This is a genomic window from Salinimicrobium sp. TH3, from assembly GCF_026676115.1.
GTDB lineage: Bacteria > Bacteroidota > Bacteroidia > Flavobacteriales > Flavobacteriaceae > Salinimicrobium.
In genome coordinates this window covers 62474-82213 of sequence record NZ_JAPONB010000011.1, presented here as the reverse complement: position 1 = coordinate 82213, position 19740 = coordinate 62474, and the positions used below count along the sequence as shown (strand labels likewise).

At 40.3% G+C, this 19740-nt stretch carries 17 protein-coding genes and 1 tRNA gene; 10 read left to right on the top strand and 8 right to left on the bottom strand.

The features are described from left to right. Positions 1–9: 9 nt before the first annotated feature. Positions 10–1281, bottom strand: coding sequence for an outer membrane beta-barrel protein (locus tag OU683_RS15040; RefSeq protein WP_268139748.1), 1272 nt, complete (start codon positions 1279–1281; stop codon positions 10–12). A gap of 255 nt (positions 1282–1536) precedes the next feature. Between OU683_RS15040 and OU683_RS15035 the strand changes: the two genes are divergently transcribed. Beyond that, positions 1537–1731 (top strand): peptide-methionine (S)-S-oxide reductase, encoded by a 195-nt coding sequence (locus OU683_RS15035; RefSeq protein ID WP_491731102.1) that lies wholly within the window; start codon positions 1537–1539, stop codon positions 1729–1731. A gap of 11 nt (positions 1732–1742) precedes the next feature. Here the strand turns inward: OU683_RS15035 and OU683_RS15030 are convergent, their stop codons facing one another. From OU683_RS15030 to OU683_RS15015, 4 genes are all read right to left on the bottom strand, one after another. Further along, the gene (locus OU683_RS15030; protein WP_268139744.1) at positions 1743–2459 is read right to left on the bottom strand and encodes a hypothetical protein; all 717 of its coding nucleotides are present in this window, start codon (positions 2457–2459) and stop codon (positions 1743–1745) included. An 84-nt stretch (positions 2460–2543) separates the two neighbouring features. Further along, positions 2544–3722, bottom strand: coding sequence for an AIR synthase related protein (locus OU683_RS15025; protein WP_268139742.1), 1179 nt, complete (start codon positions 3720–3722; stop codon positions 2544–2546). A gap of 117 nt (positions 3723–3839) precedes the next feature. Continuing rightward, positions 3840–6026, bottom strand: a complete 2187-nt coding sequence (locus OU683_RS15020; RefSeq protein WP_268139740.1) for a glutamine synthetase III family protein — start codon at positions 6024–6026, stop codon at positions 3840–3842. 118 nt (positions 6027–6144) lie between these two features. Then, the gene (locus OU683_RS15015) at positions 6145–7092 is read right to left on the bottom strand and encodes a calcium/sodium antiporter (protein WP_268139738.1); all 948 of its coding nucleotides are present in this window, start codon (positions 7090–7092) and stop codon (positions 6145–6147) included. A 204-nt stretch (positions 7093–7296) separates the two neighbouring features. On the opposite strand from OU683_RS15015, the gene OU683_RS15010 reads away from it, so the two are divergent. Then, positions 7297–7446, top strand: coding sequence for an SsrA-binding protein (locus OU683_RS15010; RefSeq protein ID WP_268139735.1), 150 nt, complete (start codon positions 7297–7299; stop codon positions 7444–7446). Between the two features lie 115 nt (positions 7447–7561). Here the strand turns inward: OU683_RS15010 and OU683_RS15005 are convergent, their stop codons facing one another. Further along, on the bottom strand, positions 7562–8077 hold the full coding sequence (locus OU683_RS15005; RefSeq protein ID WP_268139733.1) for an adenine phosphoribosyltransferase: 516 nt from the start codon (positions 8075–8077) through the stop codon (positions 7562–7564). Positions 8078–8234: 157 nt separating this feature from the next. Between OU683_RS15005 and OU683_RS15000 the strand changes: the two genes are divergently transcribed. The 7 genes from OU683_RS15000 (at position 8235) to OU683_RS14970 (ending at position 17052) form a co-directional block, all read left to right on the top strand. Beyond that, positions 8235–8720 (top strand): YciE/YciF ferroxidase family protein, encoded by a 486-nt coding sequence (locus tag OU683_RS15000; protein WP_228912678.1) that lies wholly within the window; start codon positions 8235–8237, stop codon positions 8718–8720. 273 nt (positions 8721–8993) lie between these two features. Next, positions 8994–9470, top strand: coding sequence for a hypothetical protein (locus OU683_RS14995; RefSeq protein WP_268139732.1), 477 nt, complete (start codon positions 8994–8996; stop codon positions 9468–9470). A gap of 123 nt (positions 9471–9593) precedes the next feature. Next, positions 9594–11957 (top strand): S9 family peptidase, encoded by a 2364-nt coding sequence (locus OU683_RS14990; protein WP_268139731.1) that lies wholly within the window; start codon positions 9594–9596, stop codon positions 11955–11957. A 119-nt stretch (positions 11958–12076) separates the two neighbouring features. Then, a complete protein-coding gene (locus OU683_RS14985) occupies positions 12077–12517 on the top strand; it encodes a universal stress protein (RefSeq protein ID WP_268139730.1) in 441 nt (146 codons plus the stop codon). A 233-nt stretch (positions 12518–12750) separates the two neighbouring features. Continuing rightward, entirely contained in the window at positions 12751–15504 is a 2754-nt protein-coding gene (locus OU683_RS14980; RefSeq protein ID WP_268139728.1) for a PAS domain-containing protein, read from the top strand. Continuing rightward, positions 15488–15943: a response regulator gene (locus OU683_RS14975; RefSeq protein ID WP_268139726.1), complete on the top strand. Its 456-nt coding sequence runs from the start codon at positions 15488–15490 to the stop codon at positions 15941–15943. The genes OU683_RS14980 and OU683_RS14975 overlap by 17 nt, the downstream gene beginning before the upstream one ends. Before the next feature lie 62 nt (positions 15944–16005). After that, on the top strand, positions 16006–17052 hold the full coding sequence (locus OU683_RS14970; RefSeq protein WP_268139724.1) for a Gfo/Idh/MocA family oxidoreductase: 1047 nt from the start codon (positions 16006–16008) through the stop codon (positions 17050–17052). Here OU683_RS14970 and OU683_RS14965 read toward each other — a convergent pair. Continuing rightward, on the bottom strand, positions 17039–18433 hold the full coding sequence (locus OU683_RS14965; protein ID WP_268139722.1) for an alanine/glycine:cation symporter family protein: 1395 nt from the start codon (positions 18431–18433) through the stop codon (positions 17039–17041). The genes OU683_RS14970 and OU683_RS14965 overlap by 14 nt on opposite strands. Positions 18434–18668: 235 nt before the next feature. On the opposite strand from OU683_RS14965, the gene OU683_RS14960 reads away from it, so the two are divergent. Then, a tRNA-Arg gene (locus OU683_RS14960) sits at positions 18669–18742 on the top strand. Positions 18743–19152: 410 nt separating this feature from the next. On the opposite strand, the gene OU683_RS14955 is transcribed toward OU683_RS14960, so the two are convergent. Then, entirely contained in the window at positions 19153–19611 is a 459-nt protein-coding gene (locus OU683_RS14955; protein WP_268139720.1) for a COG2426 family protein, read from the bottom strand. Between the last annotated feature and the right edge of the window lie 129 nt (positions 19612–19740).

Sequence of the window (19740 nt, the reverse complement as noted above, 5' to 3'; positions counted from 1 at the left end):
ATAATAACCTTAAAATATTGTGTACCCAAGGATCAAAGAAACAAAAGAATGATTTACTGCTTTCCAATCTCCATGCGTAGGGGATTGGGAAGTAGAACTGTGATCGGCAAATATTTCCCGGGGTAAACCATATCTTACCTCGATTCCAAACTTGTTTCTAAACGAATATCCTGCTCCGATATCCACAGTATGACTGTTATTCCTTATCGCCATCTCATGGAAATACACCTCTTCGCTGTCGCTTACATTGCTGTTGACATAGGAATTAAAAACGTAAGCGGCATTTACAAATAAACGAGAATCGTCATTGAGGAAAAAGTAATGCCTAAGCCCAACAGGAACGGATATCATACTGTAATCCACTGTAAAGGTCGTAACCTTATCAGGGTTGTAGCTAACATAATTAAATTCTTTTTCTCCCTTTACCTGCTGGTATACAGGTTCAATAAAAACTGACCATTTATTCTTATTCCAGGGAAAAACATATTCTGCCTCCAATCCAATTCTAAAGCTGGGTTCCATATCTAATTTCACTTGATGACCAATAGCGTACATACTTCCCTCGCGCTCTATTTCAAGTGGAGCCTGGTTTAGGCCTAATTTGATCTTCAAATTTAAAGCTCCTTTTTCGCCTGTTTCAAGTATTCCATATTCCACATAATCTGCACCTGTACAGGAATGGTATTCTTTAAAAAAAGAGCGGAGAGTTTTTTCTGAATAGCCTAACCTTTCCACATCCTGTAACCCTAATTCTGAACAGGAAAGATTGTTTAACAACTGCTGGCGGAATTGATTATTTTTCTTTCGCTGGTTTCCTGTTGAAGACTGGTACTGCTTAAAAACAAGCTGTTCAACCGGCCCGTCATTAACAGAAAATAAGAACCGGTTCCGCACATCATCTGTGAATTGGTAAAGGTCGGCCTGCCCTTCTATCAATACCTTAAGAAAAACAGTTTCTTCCTTAAATTCAGGAGCACCGGTTCTACTAAGGCTTTTCAAGTTGTCGCTCGATTGGTCGAGTTGAACCGTTTGCCTTGTATACTTTAGAAATTCCCCTATCCGAAACTCCTGAATATCGGCAATAGAAGCTGTCATTATCTCAGAATTCTGAGATGTTTTATACTCAATCATAGATGGATTGTTCCTCCATTCGAAATTTTTAATAAGAACCTCATGCCTTTTCCCTTGGTTATCAAGAAAATACCCGGGCTCGTAATTGATTTGCGCGTAGGAACCGTAGCCAATGAGGATCATCAGCACCAATAGAAGATTTTTGTTCATTGAAAGATTTTGAAAGTTAGCTTTCCCCAAATTTTTGAGTGATTGAGAAAAATGTTAATAAAATGCTAAATTATAAAAAATTCATTTATCAATTCTTTTTCCCATAAACAAATCATGCCAAGACATTTAATAAGAGTTATTTAAAAAGTGATCAACAAAAGCTATTGCTGTGGTTCATCATAACCAGGGTTTATTCTCCTGAAATTAACAACATTACTAACAAAATTGATTAAGAAATAAGCTCTGGATCTGAAATTGCAGAAGGAATTCAAGCCAAATAAATTGACGAAGATGTTGCCTTTAAATAAATTCGAAGCTATACAAGAACAGATACAGGATTATTACAGAAAAAATCCAGATCCTTCATTTTGTAAGCGTTACATTGAGCCGAAGCTAAAAAGGCTAAAGGAGAAGAAATGGGTGAACACCAGTACTTCGGTTAGAGAGTAATCTGCTCTTCTTTAAATAACATCATTTTCCCCGTTATAGAACCCTCTTGCTATCTTATTTTTAAAAAGAAGTAAAAAATGAAGTAAAAAGCCTAAGGAAACGATATTAAACCCCCTGTCCAGATAATAGAACTCAGGAAAATCTAAATAAAATCCGACGAAAAAAGTCAAGTCAGACATTAACAGTCCAATTATTGAAAGCAGAAAAAATATGGAGGCTTTATCAATGTACCTGCTGTAAAAAGAAAATGCTGTCGCTACGGCAATAATCAATGAAGTTCCATAAGCATAGATCAACACATCTTCCAGCCATGAGGCATTTTGCCCGGACCCAATAGTATCCTTTATATTATACAGTAAGAACCAGTTTATGATTAAAATTCCTGTGAACAGGATCTTATCAAAGATGTGAATTTTAATTTTCCTGAGATATGGAAACACTAATCTGGCTAGTAGTAAATAAGCACATAACCTTATAAAAAGCACCAGGTTTTGATTGATTAAAGTCTCATAAAAAATGAGCAGGAAGTCGTTTAGTACAAAGGCAACAAATATGAGTAAGGCATTCTTTTTATAATAAGCAGGATTTAGAAATATCACAAAAAATACGACCATACTAATAAACCGCATGGTCCTGCTTACATCATCCCCAAAAATACCATACACCAGTAAGTTCGCAACCAGTAAAGCTACAGTTATTATTGATAAGAATTTTTTATAACGCTGCACTTTGTGTAACTGATTAATGTATGTATTTAAGCTTCTGGCCCTTTTGGCAAATTACCGGAAACTTAAAATGAGGAAAAAAAATTCTTAATACTCAAAAGATCCATATTCGGATTTTATGGTGAGCTTTTTCTCTTCTGAAGCCTTTACTCTACCAACAATTTTCGCATCTACATTAAAGGATTTGGAAATGGAGATGATATCTTCTGCAATATTTTCATCAACATACAATTCCATTCTATGCCCCATGTTGAACACCTGGTACATTTCCTTCCAATCGGTTTTGCTTTGCTCCTGTATCAATTTGAACAAAGGCGGAACTGCGAAGAGATTATCTTTTATCACGTGCACCCTGTCTACAAAATGAAGCACCTTGGTTTGTGCCCCACCACTGCAATGAACCATTCCTGAAATGTCATTTTTTGAATATTTTTCCAGGATCTTCTTAATGACGGGAGCATAAGTGCGGGTTGGTGAAAGCACAAGCTTCCCAGCATCCAGCGGACTTTCCTCAATAGCATCAGTAAGGTTTTTGGAGCCGCTGTACACTAAGTTTTCAGGTACTGCAGGATCAAAACTTTCAGGATATTTTTTAGCGAGATTTTTTCCGAAGACATCGTGACGCGCAGAGGTCAATCCATTGCTGCCCATGCCGCCGTTGTATTCTTTTTCATAGCTCGCCTGCCCAAAAGAGGCAAGACCAACTATGACATTTCCGGGTTTGATGTTAGCATTATCGATCACTTCGCTGCGCTTCATTCTTGCAGTTACAGTGGAATCGACGATAATTGTACGAACGAGGTCACCCACATCGGCAGTTTCACCGCCTGTGGAATGGATATTAATTCCGAAGCTTTTGAGGTCTTCCAGCAGTTCTTCGGTACCGTTGATGATAGCGGAAATTACCTCCCCAGGCACCAGATTCTTGTTGCGGCCAATTGTGGAAGAAAGCATGATATTATCTACCGCACCCACGCAAAGAAGGTCATCAATATTCATAATAAGAGCATCCTGCGCAATGCCTTTCCAAACGCTGAGGTCACCGGTTTCTTTCCAGTACATATAAGCCAGGGAAGATTTTGTACCGGCACCATCGGCATGCATAATGAGACAATAGTCCCCGTCCCCGGTAAGATGATCGGGCACAATTTTGCAGAAAGCCTGCGGGAATAAGCCTTTATCGACATTCTTGATTGCGTTGTGAACATCTTCCTTTCCGGCAGAAACTCCGCGGCCTGCATATCTTTTACTTATTTCCTGGCTCATGTAGATCTATTTTGCGGGGCAAAGATAATTAGTTTAAGATTTTTGACCTTCAGTTTCTTAAAATATAAAAGCCACTCCAAAAAAGAAGTGGCTTTAAAGTGACATTTTTAAAAAGAATTATCGGGTAAATAGTAATTCACGATACTTGGTCAATGGCCATATCTCATCATCGATCAACAACTCCAGCTTGTCGCAGTTGTATCGAATTGTATTGAAAAATGGTTTAACCTCGTTGCAGTATGCAAATGCTTTTTCTTCGGCATCATCGATCTTATTAGCCTTTTTACGCGCCTCGATCATGTCTGTAATTCCCGAATTGATCTTTTCAATATGCTCGGAAATTTCTTTAATGATCTCCAGTTGTTCCCTGGAATGGGTCTGGAAACCATCGCCAAAGATATCTTTTAGACCGCGTACGTTCTTGATTAGGATATTTTGATAACGAATGGCTGTAGGGATCACGTGGTTACGGGCGATATCTCCCAGAATTCGGCTCTCGATTTGAACTCTCATGATGTATTCCTCCAGTTCGATCTCGTGGCGTGCCTCGACCTCTACCTTGTTCATAACCCCAAGTTCATTGTACATCTCAACGGTTTTTGTACTTATAAGAGCTTTAAGTGCTTCCGGAGTATTACGGTTATTACTTAGTCCGCGTTTTGCGGCTTCTTTTTCCCATTCTTCAGAATAACCATCACCTTCAAAACGAATGTTTTTGGAATCTTTAATGTACTCTCTCAAGACATTGAAGATGGCATCATCCTTCTTCATTTTCTTGCCTTTGATAAGACTGTCAACCTCTTTTTTGAAATCCTTTAGTTGCTTGGCAACAATTGAATTCAAAGCAGTCATAGGCTCGGCACAGTTTGCCGTGGACCCTACTGCACGGAATTCAAATTTATTCCCGGTAAAGGCGAAAGAGGAAGTCCTGTTCCTGTCGGTGTTGTCCAGCAGAATTTCAGGGATTTTTCCAACTACGTTTAATTTAAGTTCAGTTTTTTCTGCCGGAGAAAGTTTCCCGTCAGTCACTTTTTCAAGTTCATCAAGAACTTCAGTTAACTGGGAACCTATAAAGGTTGAAATAATGGCCGGTGGAGCTTCGTTGGCACCAAGCCTAAAGTCATTCGAAGCACTGGCTATGGTTGCTCTCAACAGTTCCTCATTGTCGTGAACGGCTTTAATAGTATTGATGAAAAATGTCAAAAACTGAAGGTTCTTCATGGGTGTAGAACCGGGACCAAGAAGGTTTACTCCGGTATCTGTACTCAAAGACCAGTTGTTGTGTTTACCACTTCCATTAATTCCTGCGAAAGGCTTCTCATGAAACAACACTACAAAATTGTGACGCTCGGCCACTCTTGACATAATATCCATAAGCAGGGAGTTGTGATCAACTGCCAGGTTAGCCTCTTCAAAAATTGGAGCGAGCTCAAACTGGTTTGGAGCCACCTCGTTATGTCTTGTTTTAACAGGAATTCCCAGCAGCATACACTCCTTTTCCAGGTCTCTCATGTAAGCGAGAACCCTTGAAGGAATAGAGCCAAAATAGTGATCATCCAACTGCTGACCTTTAGCCGGAGAATGTCCTAAAAGAGTTCTTCCTGCAAGCTGTATATCGGGTCTTGAAGCAGCCAAAGCGGAGTCGATAAGGAAATATTCCTGCTCCCAACCAAGGGTTGCCTGCACTTTATTTACATTCTTATCAAAATATTTTGCGACATCTGTAGCTGCCTGGTCTACTGCCTGTAATGCTCTTAGCAATGGCGTCTTATAATCCAGCGCATCTCCTGTATAGGAAACAAAAACACTGGGAATACATAATGTAGTTCCGTAAATAAAAGCGGGGGATGTAGGATCCCAGGCGGTATAACCACGTGCTTCAAAAGTATTTCTTATCCCACCGTGTGGAAAACTTGAAGCATCGGGTTCCTGTTGTACAAGTTGACCTCCGCCAAATTTTTCAATTGCGAGTCCGTCCCCAATAGTTTCAAAGAACGCATCATGCTTTTCGGCAGTGGTTCCGGTCAAGGGTTGAAACCAGTGGGTGTAGTGAGTAGCGCCCTTAGAGATCGCCCACTCTTTCATTCCGGTAGAGATATGATCTGCAATAGTACGATCGATCTTCTTTCCGGTGGCATTGGCTTCCAATACGCTCTGGTAGGCTTCCTTGGTAAGGAACTGTCGCATTACACTTTCTGTAAAGACATTGCGGCCGAACAATTCTGAACGTCTTTCCTTTTCTTCAACCTCAACAGGTTTACGATTGAGAGTCTCCTTGAGTGCCTGGAATCTTAATGTTGCCATGAGTAATTTTGTTTTTTATGAGTTAACGGCAACAAATATATTTTATTTTTAGACACACCCCCTAAAATTTTGGGGTATGTTTATAATAATTTTTGTTTTTCTTATGATAACCCCCTAATTAATTCAAGAATGCAAGACTCACAAATGCGGCATATCCCGCAACGAGGAAAAAACCTTTCCAGCGATTCATGGAATATCTCTTCGGAAGAAAGGCAAGCGGAATTAAGATAAAGGCTATTCCAATCATCCAGAAAATGTCACTGGTAAGTATAGCTTCAGAACTTACTGCGATAGGCTGAATGATCGCGGTAATTCCCAACACCGAGGCAATATTGAAAATATTGGAGCCTATTAAATTTCCAAGAGAAATGGCTTTTTCATGCTTCATAGCGGCGATGACAGATGCTGCAAGCTCGGGCACACTGGTACCTATTGCGATCATAGTTACCGAGATCACCCTCTCACTCACTCCTAAAGCCGATGCAAGGTCTACAGCACCCGACACCAAAAATTCTGAACCAAAATACAATGCCGCACCACCAATAATTAACCACAGTATTGTTTTAAAGTTAGATGCCACCTGTAGATCGGGATCCACCTCATCGGGTTGTAATTCGGGTTTAATACGGGCCCGGCGAATTAATAAAAAGAGGTACAGAACAATCCCTACCAGTAAAAATATCCCTTCGGGGCGGGAAAGTACTTTTTCAGTAGAGAGAAAATAAAAGAGCGCCAGGGAAAAGAGCATCATGATAGGCCAGTTAAACCTATAGAATTCACGGTCAATAACTAGCGGGGAGATCATAGCGGTTATCCCCAGAACAAGGCCAATATTAGCAATGTTTGAACCAATAACATTACCCAAAGAGATATCTGAAAATCCATCCAAGGCCGCCTGCAGGCTAACCAGCAGCTCGGGTGCCGATGTGGCAAAAGAGACCACGGTAAGGCCAATTACCATGCGGGAAAGCTTTAATTTTAAAGAAATCGCTACTGATGATCTTACGAGAAATTCTCCTCCCACAACTAACAGGATGAAACCAAGGATAATGTAAAATATGCTCATTAATTTTTTTTGCGAAGATAGAAGTTTCTCAGTGAATGCATGAAATTAGGCTTTTGGGAGGATCAATAAATAATTCAAGGAATAACTGATATGGGGATCTTTTGGCACTCTTGAGAAATGGAATTTTATTTAACTTTTCCTGAAGGACTCCTCAAAAAGAGAGAATTCAGAACTTATTTTTATATTTGATGGAAACCACCTTTTATGAAAAAGAACCTTTTTAGAGTTCTGGCCAAAGTGAACAGGAAAGTACTTCCCAGCTATTCCAAACGGCAATTGGATCTGGCTAAAGCCACTAAATTTCAGAAAGCTATCATAGGATGGAAGACATGGGTGACAAAAAATTCCCTCTGAAGGGTTCAAGGTCCCAGGTTTAAGGTTTAAGGTTTAAGGTTTAAGGTTTAAGGTTTAAGGTTTAAAAAAATGGTTTTCCAAATAACCATTCCCTAATCAACCATTCCTTAATTCACTAATAACTAATTAGTGACACTACTTTATAGGAGCTTATTTTTTCCTTTCCGTTCAGGAACGACAGGTCCATAAGGAAGTTACACTGCACTATTTCACCTCCAAGCTTTTCAACCAGTTTACATGCTGCAGCCGCAGTTCCTCCCGTTGCCAAAACATCATCGTGTACCAGCACTTTTTCCCCTTCTTGAATTGCATCACTGTGAATTTCAAGAATATCTTCTCCATATTCCAGAGAATAACTTTCGCGATGTGTGTCAAACGGCAATTTTCCCGGCTTTCTTATAGGGACGAAACCTGCATTCAATTCCTGCGCTAAAAGCGTTGCAAAAAAGAAGCCCCGGGATTCAATGCCCACCACTTTATCAATGTGATGACCTTCCAAAAATGACAAAAAAGCATCCAGTGTTTTTCGGGTGGCAACAGGGTTTTCGAGGAGAGGAGTGATATCCTTATAGACGATCCCTTGTTTCGGAAAATTTTTTATGTCGCGAATGTATTCTTGAATTTTGAACATGTACGGGGTTTATTGCGAAGTTAGTAAGAAAATAAGTGTTCCGGAAGCCTCCTTCCACTACTTCTTTAGTAAAAAACCAACAAAGATTTATAACTCATTTAACTGGTATAGAGTGTAATGGTATATACATTTATTAAAAACAATAAAAATAAGAAAAATGAAAAATTTAAAAGATCTATTTGAACATCAATTAAAGGATTTGTACAGCGCTGAAAATCAACTGGTGGAAGCACTTCCTAAAATGCAGAAGCACGCTACAGACGATAAACTGAAAAAAGCTTTTGAAAATCATCTCAAAGAAACTAAAGGGCATGTAAAGCGTCTTGAGGAGATTACAGAAAAGCTTGGCATAAAACCAACCGGCGAAAAATGCAAGGCCATGGAAGGTCTGGTAAAGGAGGCAGAGTCTTTTCTTAAAGAGGATACCGAAAAAGATGTGCGCGATGCAGGTCTAATCGCAGAAGCCCAGCGGGTGGAGCATTATGAGATCTCAGGTTATGGTACAGCTGTGCGTTATGCAAAAGAACTGGGCCACGATGACATTGCCGATAAACTTCAAAAAACGCTGGATGAAGAATATAAAGCCGATAATCTTCTTACAGATATGGCCGAAGACCGCTTAAACAAAAAGGCTAAATCCTAACTGTTTAGGTAATTTCTTTTCAAGAGGCTGTCTTAAAAAATTATTCTCAACGTTGTTCAGATTTGTTTCAGGAACTTACGTTAAAAATATACTTTAAGACAGCCTCTTTTTGCTTAAAAATAAGGGACAAAAAAGAAAAATTTATGAAACTTTTTGTCAGGTTTTTCTTCAAATGCCAAATAAGAGTTAAGCCTCCTTTTTTAACGAAAACGTTTGAGTAAATTCCTTAATTTAATGTCTCCTAATAAGAACAAAAATTAATGTAAGAATGTCATGAGTAATGAGGCGGTAAGAGAACTAACATTGCGACAACTTCTGGAAGATAATTTCAAAAGTTCAAAACGGTTACGCAAATTCACAGAGGCTTTGGAAGAGGCTTCTCTAAAATCTTATTTTCAAAAACTGGCTTCCCGCCGCTCTCAATTCGCAATAGAAATAAGTGAAGAAATTTACTTTTTCAGTGGAAAAAAACCTTTTATCCCTTCCGTTTCTTACCCGAGAAAAACGGAAAGTAATTGCCAGGAAAATAAGATGAAATGCATTAAAAAAGCATTAAAAGCAAATAAAAATAGTCTACTAAAATACCAGGAAGCACTTTGCCGAATTCATGACGGCTCATGCCGTGAAGTCTTGATTAGGCACAAGGCACATATTGAGAACTGGCTCTTTGAACTTAAATCCCTCAAAACTTTGCTTGGATACGTGGTACCAAAAGAAGAAGAATTAGACGAGATTCCCAGTAATTCATAGAAACCTGCTTTATATTATAAAGTCTGCCATAATAAAAGCACCCTTAGCCCAGGCAAGGGTGCTTTTATGTTTATCCCTTTCCTGAGGATTTTTTATATTGCCGTTCCTATTCCAACACTTATTATGATTAACAAGTATTTTCTCTTCATTCTGGCTTTTTTTAGCCTTCAGGTTATTCACGCCCAAACATCAGATCTAACGGTAGAAAAAATAATGCAGGATCCTTCCTGGATGGGAACATTCCCTTCGAACATTACGTGGGGACCTAACAGTAACTTCATTTACTTTGACTACAATCCCGACAATAATCCTTCAGACTCACTTTACAGGGTAAGTATTCAAAACCCGAAACAAATAGAAAAAGTTTCATGGCAGGAGGAGAATAAGCTGCCCCCAAACTCGGGCGATTTTAATAAAGCACGTAACATGAAGGTCTACACGCGCCATGGAGAACTTTACCTTTATAACCTCGAGAAGCAGGAAAAAATAAAACTTCTCGAATTAAATGGTAGTATTTCGAATCCACAGTTCTTAAATGACGAAACCCGCCTTAGCTTTATTCTTGGCGACAATGCATTTGTTTTTGACCTCGAATCTGGTGGTATTAAAAAACTAACAAATATAAATTCGGGCACTAAAGAAGAAAAGAAAGAAAAGGAACTTTCTGCACAAGAGCAATGGCTACAAGATGAAAATTTTGAACTTCTCGAAGAAGTAAGAAAACGTCATGACAATAAGGAAGCACAAAAAAGTTATCGTGACCTTACTGCCGGGCCTAAACCTTTTTCATTTTACACCGGCGGCAAACAGTTGCGAAACCTAAAGGTATCACCAACGGGAAATTACGTCACTTTCCAATTGATCTCCAGCACAGATGCAAAGGATACAGGTGTGCCTGACTATACAGATCTCTCAGGTTATACCGTGAACCTGCCTGCACGAACCAAAGTAGGAGCCGGGCAATCTACAATGGAAGCCATGATCTATAATCTTGAAACAGATACGGTTTACCAGGTTAAGACCGGGAATTTACCCGGAATCAAAGATCTTCCCGATTATGTCATGGATTACCCCGACAAGGTATGGCCAGAGGAAGTACGGGACGTATATTCCTATGGCCCGTGGTTTTCCCATGACGGAAAGAAAGCGGTTATGGTAATTCGTTCCCAGGACAATAAGGATCGTTGGATTGCAAGGCTGGATCTTGAAACAGGAGAATTGAAATCCCTGGACAGACAGAGGGACGAAGCATGGATCGCAGGTCCCGGAATCGGCTATTCCTGGAGTGGAGGCGATATTGGCTGGTTACATGACAATGAGACCATTTATTTCCAAAGTGAAGAGAGCGGCTATTCCCATCTTTACCTTCTTAACGTCAACTCTGGAAAAAAGAAACAGCTCACTCATGGAGAATTTGAAGTGTTTGATCCAATACTTTCAAATGATGGAAAAACTTTTTATTTGACGACCTCAAAAGTTCATTCTGGCGAGAGGCACTTTTACAAAATGCCTGTGCGCGGCGGCAAGATGCAGCAGCTCACCAGCCTCACGGGAAATAACGAGGTCAACCTATCGCCCGATGAAAAATACATGGCTATAAGATATTCCTATTCCAATAAACCGTGGGAGCTTTACGTCAAGGAAACTTCGGCTGGAGCTCAGCCAAAGCAGGTAACATCGGGCCAATCTCCGGAATTTAAGAGTTACAACTGGAGGGATCCTCAACTTGTGAAATTTAAAGCTGAAGATGGTGCAATGGTACCCGCCAGGTTATACAAACCCACGCAGGAGGCAAACAATGGTGCTGCCGTTATTTTTGTTCACGGGGCAGGCTATCTTCAAAATGTGCATAAATGGTGGTCAAGTTATTTTAGGGAATATATGTTTCACAACCTGCTCACAGATCTCGGTTACACGGTACTCGATATTGATTACCGCGGAAGTGCCGGCTACGGCAGGGACTGGCGCACGGGTATCTACAGGCATATGGGCGGCAAAGACCTCAGCGACCAGGTGGACGGGGTAAAATACCTTATTGCTGAACATGGTGTAGATCCCGAAAAAGTGGGGATTTATGGCGGCAGTTATGGTGGCTTCATCACCCTGATGGCTATGTTTACTGAAGCCGAAACATTTGAATCTGGGGCAGCCTTACGTTCGGTTACAGATTGGGCCCACTACAACCATGGCTACACCTCAAACATACTTAATGAACCGGTTAATGATCCTATAGCCTACAGGCGCTCCTCCCCTATATATTTTGCTGAAGGTTTAGAAGGAAATCTTTTGATCGCGCACGGAATGATTGATATCAACGTCCATTTCCAGGACGTGGTGAGGCTGGCTCAAAGGCTGATAGAACTGGAGAAAGACAATTGGGAAATGGCAGTATATCCTGTAGAGGATCACGGTTTCACACAGCCCAGTAGCTGGACCGATGAGTATAAAAGGATACTAAAATTATTCAATGAAACCTTAATCGATTAAACCCCTCAAAAATGACAGGAAACCGGACCCTTTTGGGCCGGTTTTAATTATTCCGGAGCTGTGGATACTTTTAAAAACCGAGTATTTTCCCTAACTTTATTTTCCTAATCCAAACCAATATGAAAAAGATCCTTGTTGCGATCAACCTTGAGAAAAATGCCGATCGTTTATTAGCCAAAGCCGAAGAATTAGCACAAGCCTTTGGATCCAAGATATGGATCCTTCACGTTAGCGAACCCGATCCCGATGACTTCCTGGGTCTTGAAGCAGGTCCTCAATTTGCACAGGACAAAAGGGTAGAAAAACGTAAAGTAGAAGGTGCTCTTGTTAAACGTTTAGCAGAAGATCTACGACAAAAAAATATTGAAGCCGAGGCTGTACAATTGGAGGGATCTACAGCAAAAATGATTAAAAAGGAGGTTCAAAAAATTAATGCAGATATTGTTATTGCGGGGCACCATAAAAAGAATTTCTTTTATCAAATGTTTGTAGGCAGTTTAGGGCAGGATCTTATTGATGATCTCGGTATTCCAGTACTGCTGGTACCTGTAAAACACTGATTGGGAACAAATTTGTTAAAATAGAAAATGTGCTTATACTTCATTACTTCAATAAATGAAAGAATATTCTTACACAAACTTTAATTTTTGCCAGTTAAAGGGGATAATTTTGTCGCCTAAAGGGCTAACTTGGTAATTGTCAATAGCTACAGAGATAATTTTTTGTTTATATTTGTTGTGCCTTTAACAAAATATTAAGCCAAAGGCAGGTTTTATTTTTCATATCCCCTACAATGAGAGAAAACTGCTGGAAAGAAATTTTTGAAGCTATTCCATTTGCCTGCCTGGTGTTAAGACCCGAAGATTCCGGAGCGTTTACAGTTGTTGAAGTAAACCCGGCCTATCTTGAGTTGACCGATACTACAAGAGAAGAACTTATAAACAAAAACAGCAAAGAAGCTTTCCCTCCCAATCCCGATCTCAAAGAATACGGTCATGATCATTTCAACCTCGCACTGGAGAAAGTAATGCAGACCGGAAAAAAAGCAGCAGCCAAAGATCTTCGCTACGATATTAAAAATAAGATAACTGGAAAGTTTGAAGAACGCTATTTCACCTCTCAAAATGTACCGGTAAAAAATGAAGCGGGAAAAGTAGTGGCTATTCTCCATACTACCCAGGATGTTACTCTGGAAAACAAACGTAAAAAACGCGATCGGGAAATTGAGGAAGAGCTGAACGCTAACAGGCAACAGTTCAAGAATTTTATTAGGGAAAACCCAGATGGTCTTTACAGGCTCGATCTGAAAGGTAATTTTTTACATGCCAACGACAGCCTCTTAAAATTAGCAGAACTAACTTCCGAAGAATTAATAAACTCCAGTTTCTTACCATTTTGCGCCCCTTATAACAAGCAGCTCATCCTGGATCATTTTTATAAGGCAGTGGGTGGTCAAATCACTTCCTTTGAAGCCGATTTCATTTCGGCCGGAGGAAAAACCGTGGTCCTTAAAATTCTTTTAATGCCAATGTTCCTCGAGGGGAAGGTTGTGGAGGTTCATGGGATTGCCAAAGATGTTACCCAGCTCAAGCAGAGTGAAAAAGTAATTATAGAAAAAAGTCGTTTCCTGGAGGTCAACGCTGCATTTGTAAGTTCGCTCCTCGAAAATGAGATCAATAACGAGGTTCTTCATGAAACTTTTGGCGTCATAGCCGAAACAATTGAAGCAGACAGAATGTATTATTTTGGTGCCGATACCCATCCCGAAACAGGAGAGATCCTCATTAGTCAGAAAGTGGAATGGTGCAGTGAAAGAGCCATTCCGCAGATCGACAACCAGGAGATGCAGAATATGCCAATTAAAAAAGTTGAGGAGATCACAGCACCCCTAATTAAGAATCTTCCCTTTAATGCTACATTGGAAGAGCTGGCTCCCGGCACATTAAAAGATATTTTCCTGGAGCAGCAAATAAAGTCCATGTTATTGCTTCCAATTTTTGTGGAGGAAAACCTCTCAGGTTTTGTGGGTTTTGACGATTGTTCTGTTCAGCGTATTTGGAAAGAAGAAGAAATTAGTTTTCTCAAAAGCCTTACCCAGAACCTCACCAATGCCTTCGAGAAAAATGCTGCTTTGAAAAAAGTAAAGAAAAGAGAGGAAGAACTTAAACTTAGTGAGCAAAAATTCAGATCTATGGTCCAGGAGGGATCAGATCTTATTGGTATTCTAGATATTGATGGTTATTACTCCTTTGTAAGTGAAAATTACAAATCCATCCTGGGATTTGATCCAAAAGAACTTATAGGAAAAAATGCCTACCATTTCATCCATTGTGATGACTGGGAAAGGGTTAAGAAACAGTTTTACCAACTTAAAGACAAAAAGCAGGTAAGGATCTCTCCTTTTAGGTTTAGAAATAAACAAGGAGAGTATCGCTGGGTACAGACCACGGCCACTAATCTTATGAATGATTCGGCGGTTAAAGGTATAGTTGCCAATTCCAGGGATATCACTACAGTTATTGAACAGGCACGTGAAATTGAACACATAAATGAAAGGTACCAACTTGCAGCAACCGCCACGCAGGATCTAATCTACGATTGGGATCTTACCAGCAATGATGTTACCCGTTTTCACCGGGGCCCTCATGAGCTATTCGGTTACCCTGCAGATGTTGTTAACAGGAGGGATTTCTGGAAAATTAATATACATCCCGAAGATAAGCCTGTTGAAAAAAAGAAACTTGCTGAAATTATTTCCAATCCCGATGAAGATTTTATCAAGACAGAATACCGCTTTAGAAAAGCAGATGGTACTTATGCCAGGGTTGTAGATCGCGGATATATTCTACGCGACCATACCGGCAAAGCCCTAAGGCTTATTGGCGCCACAAGTGATATTTCAGAAATTACCGCAAAAAGAGAGGCTTTAAAGATTGCGAATAAGCGCTTTAAAATGGCTATGAAAGCTACCAATGAAATGATTTGGGACTGGGATATTGCTACAGATTCGGTGACGCGAAGCAAAGGTTATAAAAAGATCTTTGGTTATGACACCAATGAAGCTACCTCGGTACATTCTTTCTGGCTCACCAAAGTACCCGATGAGGACAGAGAAAAAGTTCAACGCTCCCTGGCCTGCGCCATAGAAGATCCTGAAGTCGATAAATGGAAACTGGAATATCGCATCGTAAAAGCCGATGGTAAGATTGCCCATATTACAGACCGGGGCTATATTCTTAGAGATGAAAACAAAAAAGCGACAAGAATGATAGGTGCGGTGCTGGACGTAACCAATTCAAGGAAATTACTTCGAAAAATACAGAGTCAAAATAAGGTTTTAAAAGAGATCGCCTGGGAACAATCACATGTGGTGAGGGCTCCTTTGGCACGAATAAAAGGCCTGCTTCACCTGCTGGATGAAGAGGTTTTTGAAGATATGTCACAAGAAGAGATCCTGTTTCACATAAAAGATTCGGCAAATGAGCTGGACAGCATCATTCGAAATATTGTAGAAAAAACTGAAAAGATTAATGTTGAAGTCAGGTAACGCAGGCCAGTTAGAAGTACTGGTAGTAGATGATGACAAGGTGGTTACCCTTTTGCATAAAAACAGCCTCAAGTCCTCTCATATTGAACATCCTCCCGTATTGTGTTATAACGGAAAGGAGGCTCTGGATTATCTTCAGAAAAATGACAGGTCCGACAAGCATTTTCTCATTTTCCTGGATCTTAATATGCCTGTTCTGGACGGCTGGAAATTCCTGAATAAACTAAAGAAGAATCCGCCGCAGGCCCAGGTATATATTGTTGTAGTGACCTCTTCCATAAATCAACAGGATTATCTCAAAGCACAAACTTATGACCAGGTCATTCAGTTTTGCAGGAAACCACTAAGCTCGCAATGCATCTTGAAAATTAAAAAGCTGGAGCCCGTGCGACAGTTCTTTTTAAGAGGAGTAGAAGAAACAAAGGAAACTGAAAAATAGGTTCTAAAAATACCATTTTTAAGGGGTAATATTCTGCGGAAATTTCTACCTTGAAAATAAAAATGAAGCAGGTAAATACTGCCTTTGCCGGCTATGGTTCCGGTGGAAGCATCTACAATGCCCCTATCCTCTCCAGCATTAAAGGATTTAATGTCACCAAGATCCTCACCTCCAGCCCCAAAAACATCAAAGCTGCCAAAAAAGACTTTCCGCAGGTAAAAGTGGTAAAAGAATATTCAGCAATCATTGAAGATCCAGATATCGATCTTGTCGTTCTGGTTTTACCTAATCACCTGCATTACACCTTTGCAAAACTGGCTCTTGAAGCGAAAAAAAATGTAATGGTTGAAAAACCCTTTACACCACATTCAAGAGAGGCCAATAACCTTATTGAGCTGGCTCATCAAAAAAAGTTAGTTCTTAGTGTAAATCACAACCGCCGGTGGGACAGTGATTTCCAAACGGTAAAAAAGGTCGTTAAAAATGGCCTTTTAGGAATGGTAGTGGAATATGAAGCCCATTTCGACCGGTTTAGGAATGAAGTTAAACCCGGCTGGAAAGAAGAAAAAGAAAATCCCGGCAGCGGAATTCTCTACGACCTGGGCAGTCACCTCATCGACCAGGCGCTAAACCTGTTTGGCAACCCAAAAGAAGTTTTTGCCGATATAAGGACACAGCGGGAAGGTGCGACAGTACCCGATGCTTTTGAACTCCTGCTCTTCTACCCTAACCTCAAGGTCACCTTAAAGGCAGGAATGCTGGTCAAAGATAAAGGACCTACATTCCAGGTTTTTGGGACCAAAGGGAGCTTTGTAAAGTTTGGCACAGATGTACAGGAAGAAGCTCTTAAAGAGGGAAAAAGACCTATAGACACTTCGGAATGGGGAGTGGAGCCCAAGAATATCTGGGGAAAACTGAAAACCGTACAAGAAGAAAATTTAATCGAGAGTGAACGCGGAAACTACACGGTAATTTACCAGAATCTTTATAATGCGATCACGGCAGGTGAAGCCTTAGCCGTTAAACCAGAACAGGCCCGTGATGTCATAAGGATCATAGAGGCTGCGCAACAGAGCCAGGATGAACGAAGAGTGATTACTTTTGGTTAACAGGATTAGAAGAAGCCTTCAGGTTTAAGAAGTATCTTTTTGCTTCCTTCAGCACTCTGGGCGCCATAATAAGAGTCGCAGTCATGGTTGGAATTGCCATTAAAGCGAAGAATCCGTCGATAAGATTGATCATTAAGCTTAAAGACGTGGTCGCCCCCAGAAGTATACTCAGAATATAAAAATAGTTGTAATAATGCTTATTCTTAGCTCCAATAAGGAAGGAAAGACATTTGCTTCCGTAGTAAGAATACGAGAACAAAGAGGAAATACTAAAGATGGCGATGCACACCAAAAGTAAGTAATTTCCATAGACCGGGATCGAATCATTAAAAGCAGCAGCGGTTAAACTCACCCCATTCACATCATGCGTTTGCCACACCCCGGTGACAAGGATGGCCATTCCCGTTAAGGAACAAACAATAAGAGTATCAATGGCCGGACCCAACATTGCCACAAGACCTTCCCGTACAGGCTCGGCCGTTTTAGCTGCCCCGTGTGCCATGGGAGCGGTCCCTATTCCCGCCTCATTGGAGAAAGCCCCACGGCGAATACCCAGAATAATGAGTCCTCCCAACATACCTCCTAAAAATGGCTCTCCGGCGTAGTTTTCTGCTGCAAAAGCATCTGTAAAAATAAGACCGAAATAATAAGGTACCTGCTCAAAATTTACAATAAGAATTATAAGAACAGAAACAAAATAAAGCGCAACCATAACCGGGACCATTTTGGAAACCGTATTACTTATGCGGGCCAGTCCTCCATAGATCACCACTGCCGTAATTATCGCCAGGATGATCCCAATGATCAAATTGGAAGTAAAAGTCACCTCCACCCCATTTGGAGTTAGGAGAATATAATTGATGGCCTGCGTGAGTTGATTTACATTAAACACCGGTAGCGCTCCTACAAGACCGGCAACACTAAAAAAGGCTGCCATGATCCACCATTTCTTTCCAAGACCTTCGGTAATGAAATACATAGGACCACCCTGTAGTTTCCCTTCAGAATCTTTCCCACGGTACATGACCGCCAGGGTATTGGTGAAGAATTTTGTGGCCATTCCAATAATAGCACTTATCCATAACCAGAACATCGCACCGGGACCTCCAATAGCAATCGCCACTGCAACACCGGCTATGTTCCCCATGCCTATGGTAGAAGATAAAGCAGTAGAAAGTGCTTTAAAGTGATTGATTTCCCCTGGATCATTGGGGTCGTCATATTTTCCCCGCAGCACTTCTATGGAATGTCGTAAATATCGAAAAGGAAGAAATCTGGAAAGTATAAGTAGATATAATCCACCTCCTGTAAGTAAAATTAAAAGCGGAAGGCCCCAAACGAAGGAGGCAAATTCAGCTACAAACTCATCTAGTTCAGCCATAAAGCAAATATAGTACTTGCAGGGTTCTATGCAAGGTGAGGAAGCAGCAAGTAACATCCAATTTTTAAATTTTAAACAAAAAAAATTTCCGGATAAATGAGTTATTCCCCTCACAAAGAAGAACTAAAATTCCACACCGGTGAAGAGAAAATCATGGCCAAGAGGAAAAATAATTTATTTAAGTCAAAAATCTTTTCGTTTTTTATAAAATGGCCTATATTTGCACCCGCAAAAAGGCCTCGTGGCGCAACTGAATAGCGCATCTGATTACGGCTCAGAAGGTTACAGGTTTGAATCCTGTCGAGGTCACTTAAAGTAGAAAGTCCGCAGCGAAAGCTGGGGACTTTTTTCGTTTTACGGAGAAGCCAGGCTTGCCTGAAGCTTCGTAGGAAAATGAAAAAACGCAACGCGGACAGGCGGGGCGGACTTTGTATTTTCAGACGGGGACTCAAAGGAAAAACATCTTGTCAAGGCTACAGAGTTAATCCGCAACACATTGACAATAAATTAGTTGGATATTTGAAAAAGGGGATGAAGTCACAACTCTACATCCCCTGAATAATTTAACGCCTTTCAAATTATAAATTATACAATATTAGCCCAAAATTCTGTTACTTAAAGCGTTGTGTGATAATTTCTCAAATATACATACGATTCCCTATAGTTAATAAATGACCTTTAGATATGATATAATAAATCTGTTGAAACAGAACATATAATTAAAGTACCAATTCTCCAGAAGCCGCTATCGTCGCAACCCATACAATAACACAGGAGAAAAATATACCAATAGAATTTGCAGCAAAAGCCCGACCCTTTGGAATTCTGAAGAGATAGGCTGCAATAGTACCTGCATAAACGCCGGTGCCGGGTATGGGTACCATTACAAAGATCAACAATCCCCAAAAGCCATATTTCAGAACATTCTTGCCGGCACCCTTTTTTGCTCTTTTAGCTATTTTTATAGCTCCAATTTTATACAACCTCCAGCCTAGCAAATGCTTATTAATAAAGTGCAGGAAAAAGTGCATTACCGGAAATACGAGCACATTTGCAATAAAACAAAAAAGAAAGGCTAAAATAGGATTAACACCGTTTAATATAGCATAGGGTATACCCACCTTGGCCTCTCCAAAAGGAGAAATGCTCCACAGCATTCCATTAATAATCTCCACCATCTTCTATCCTCCTAATGCCCCAAAAGTAGATATTTTTCTCAACGGCATCCAAAAATTTTATTGCAGATGATTTCAAAAAATTGACCAACAAGGTTTCTTATAGAAATGTCAACTTCTTGACGACTACCT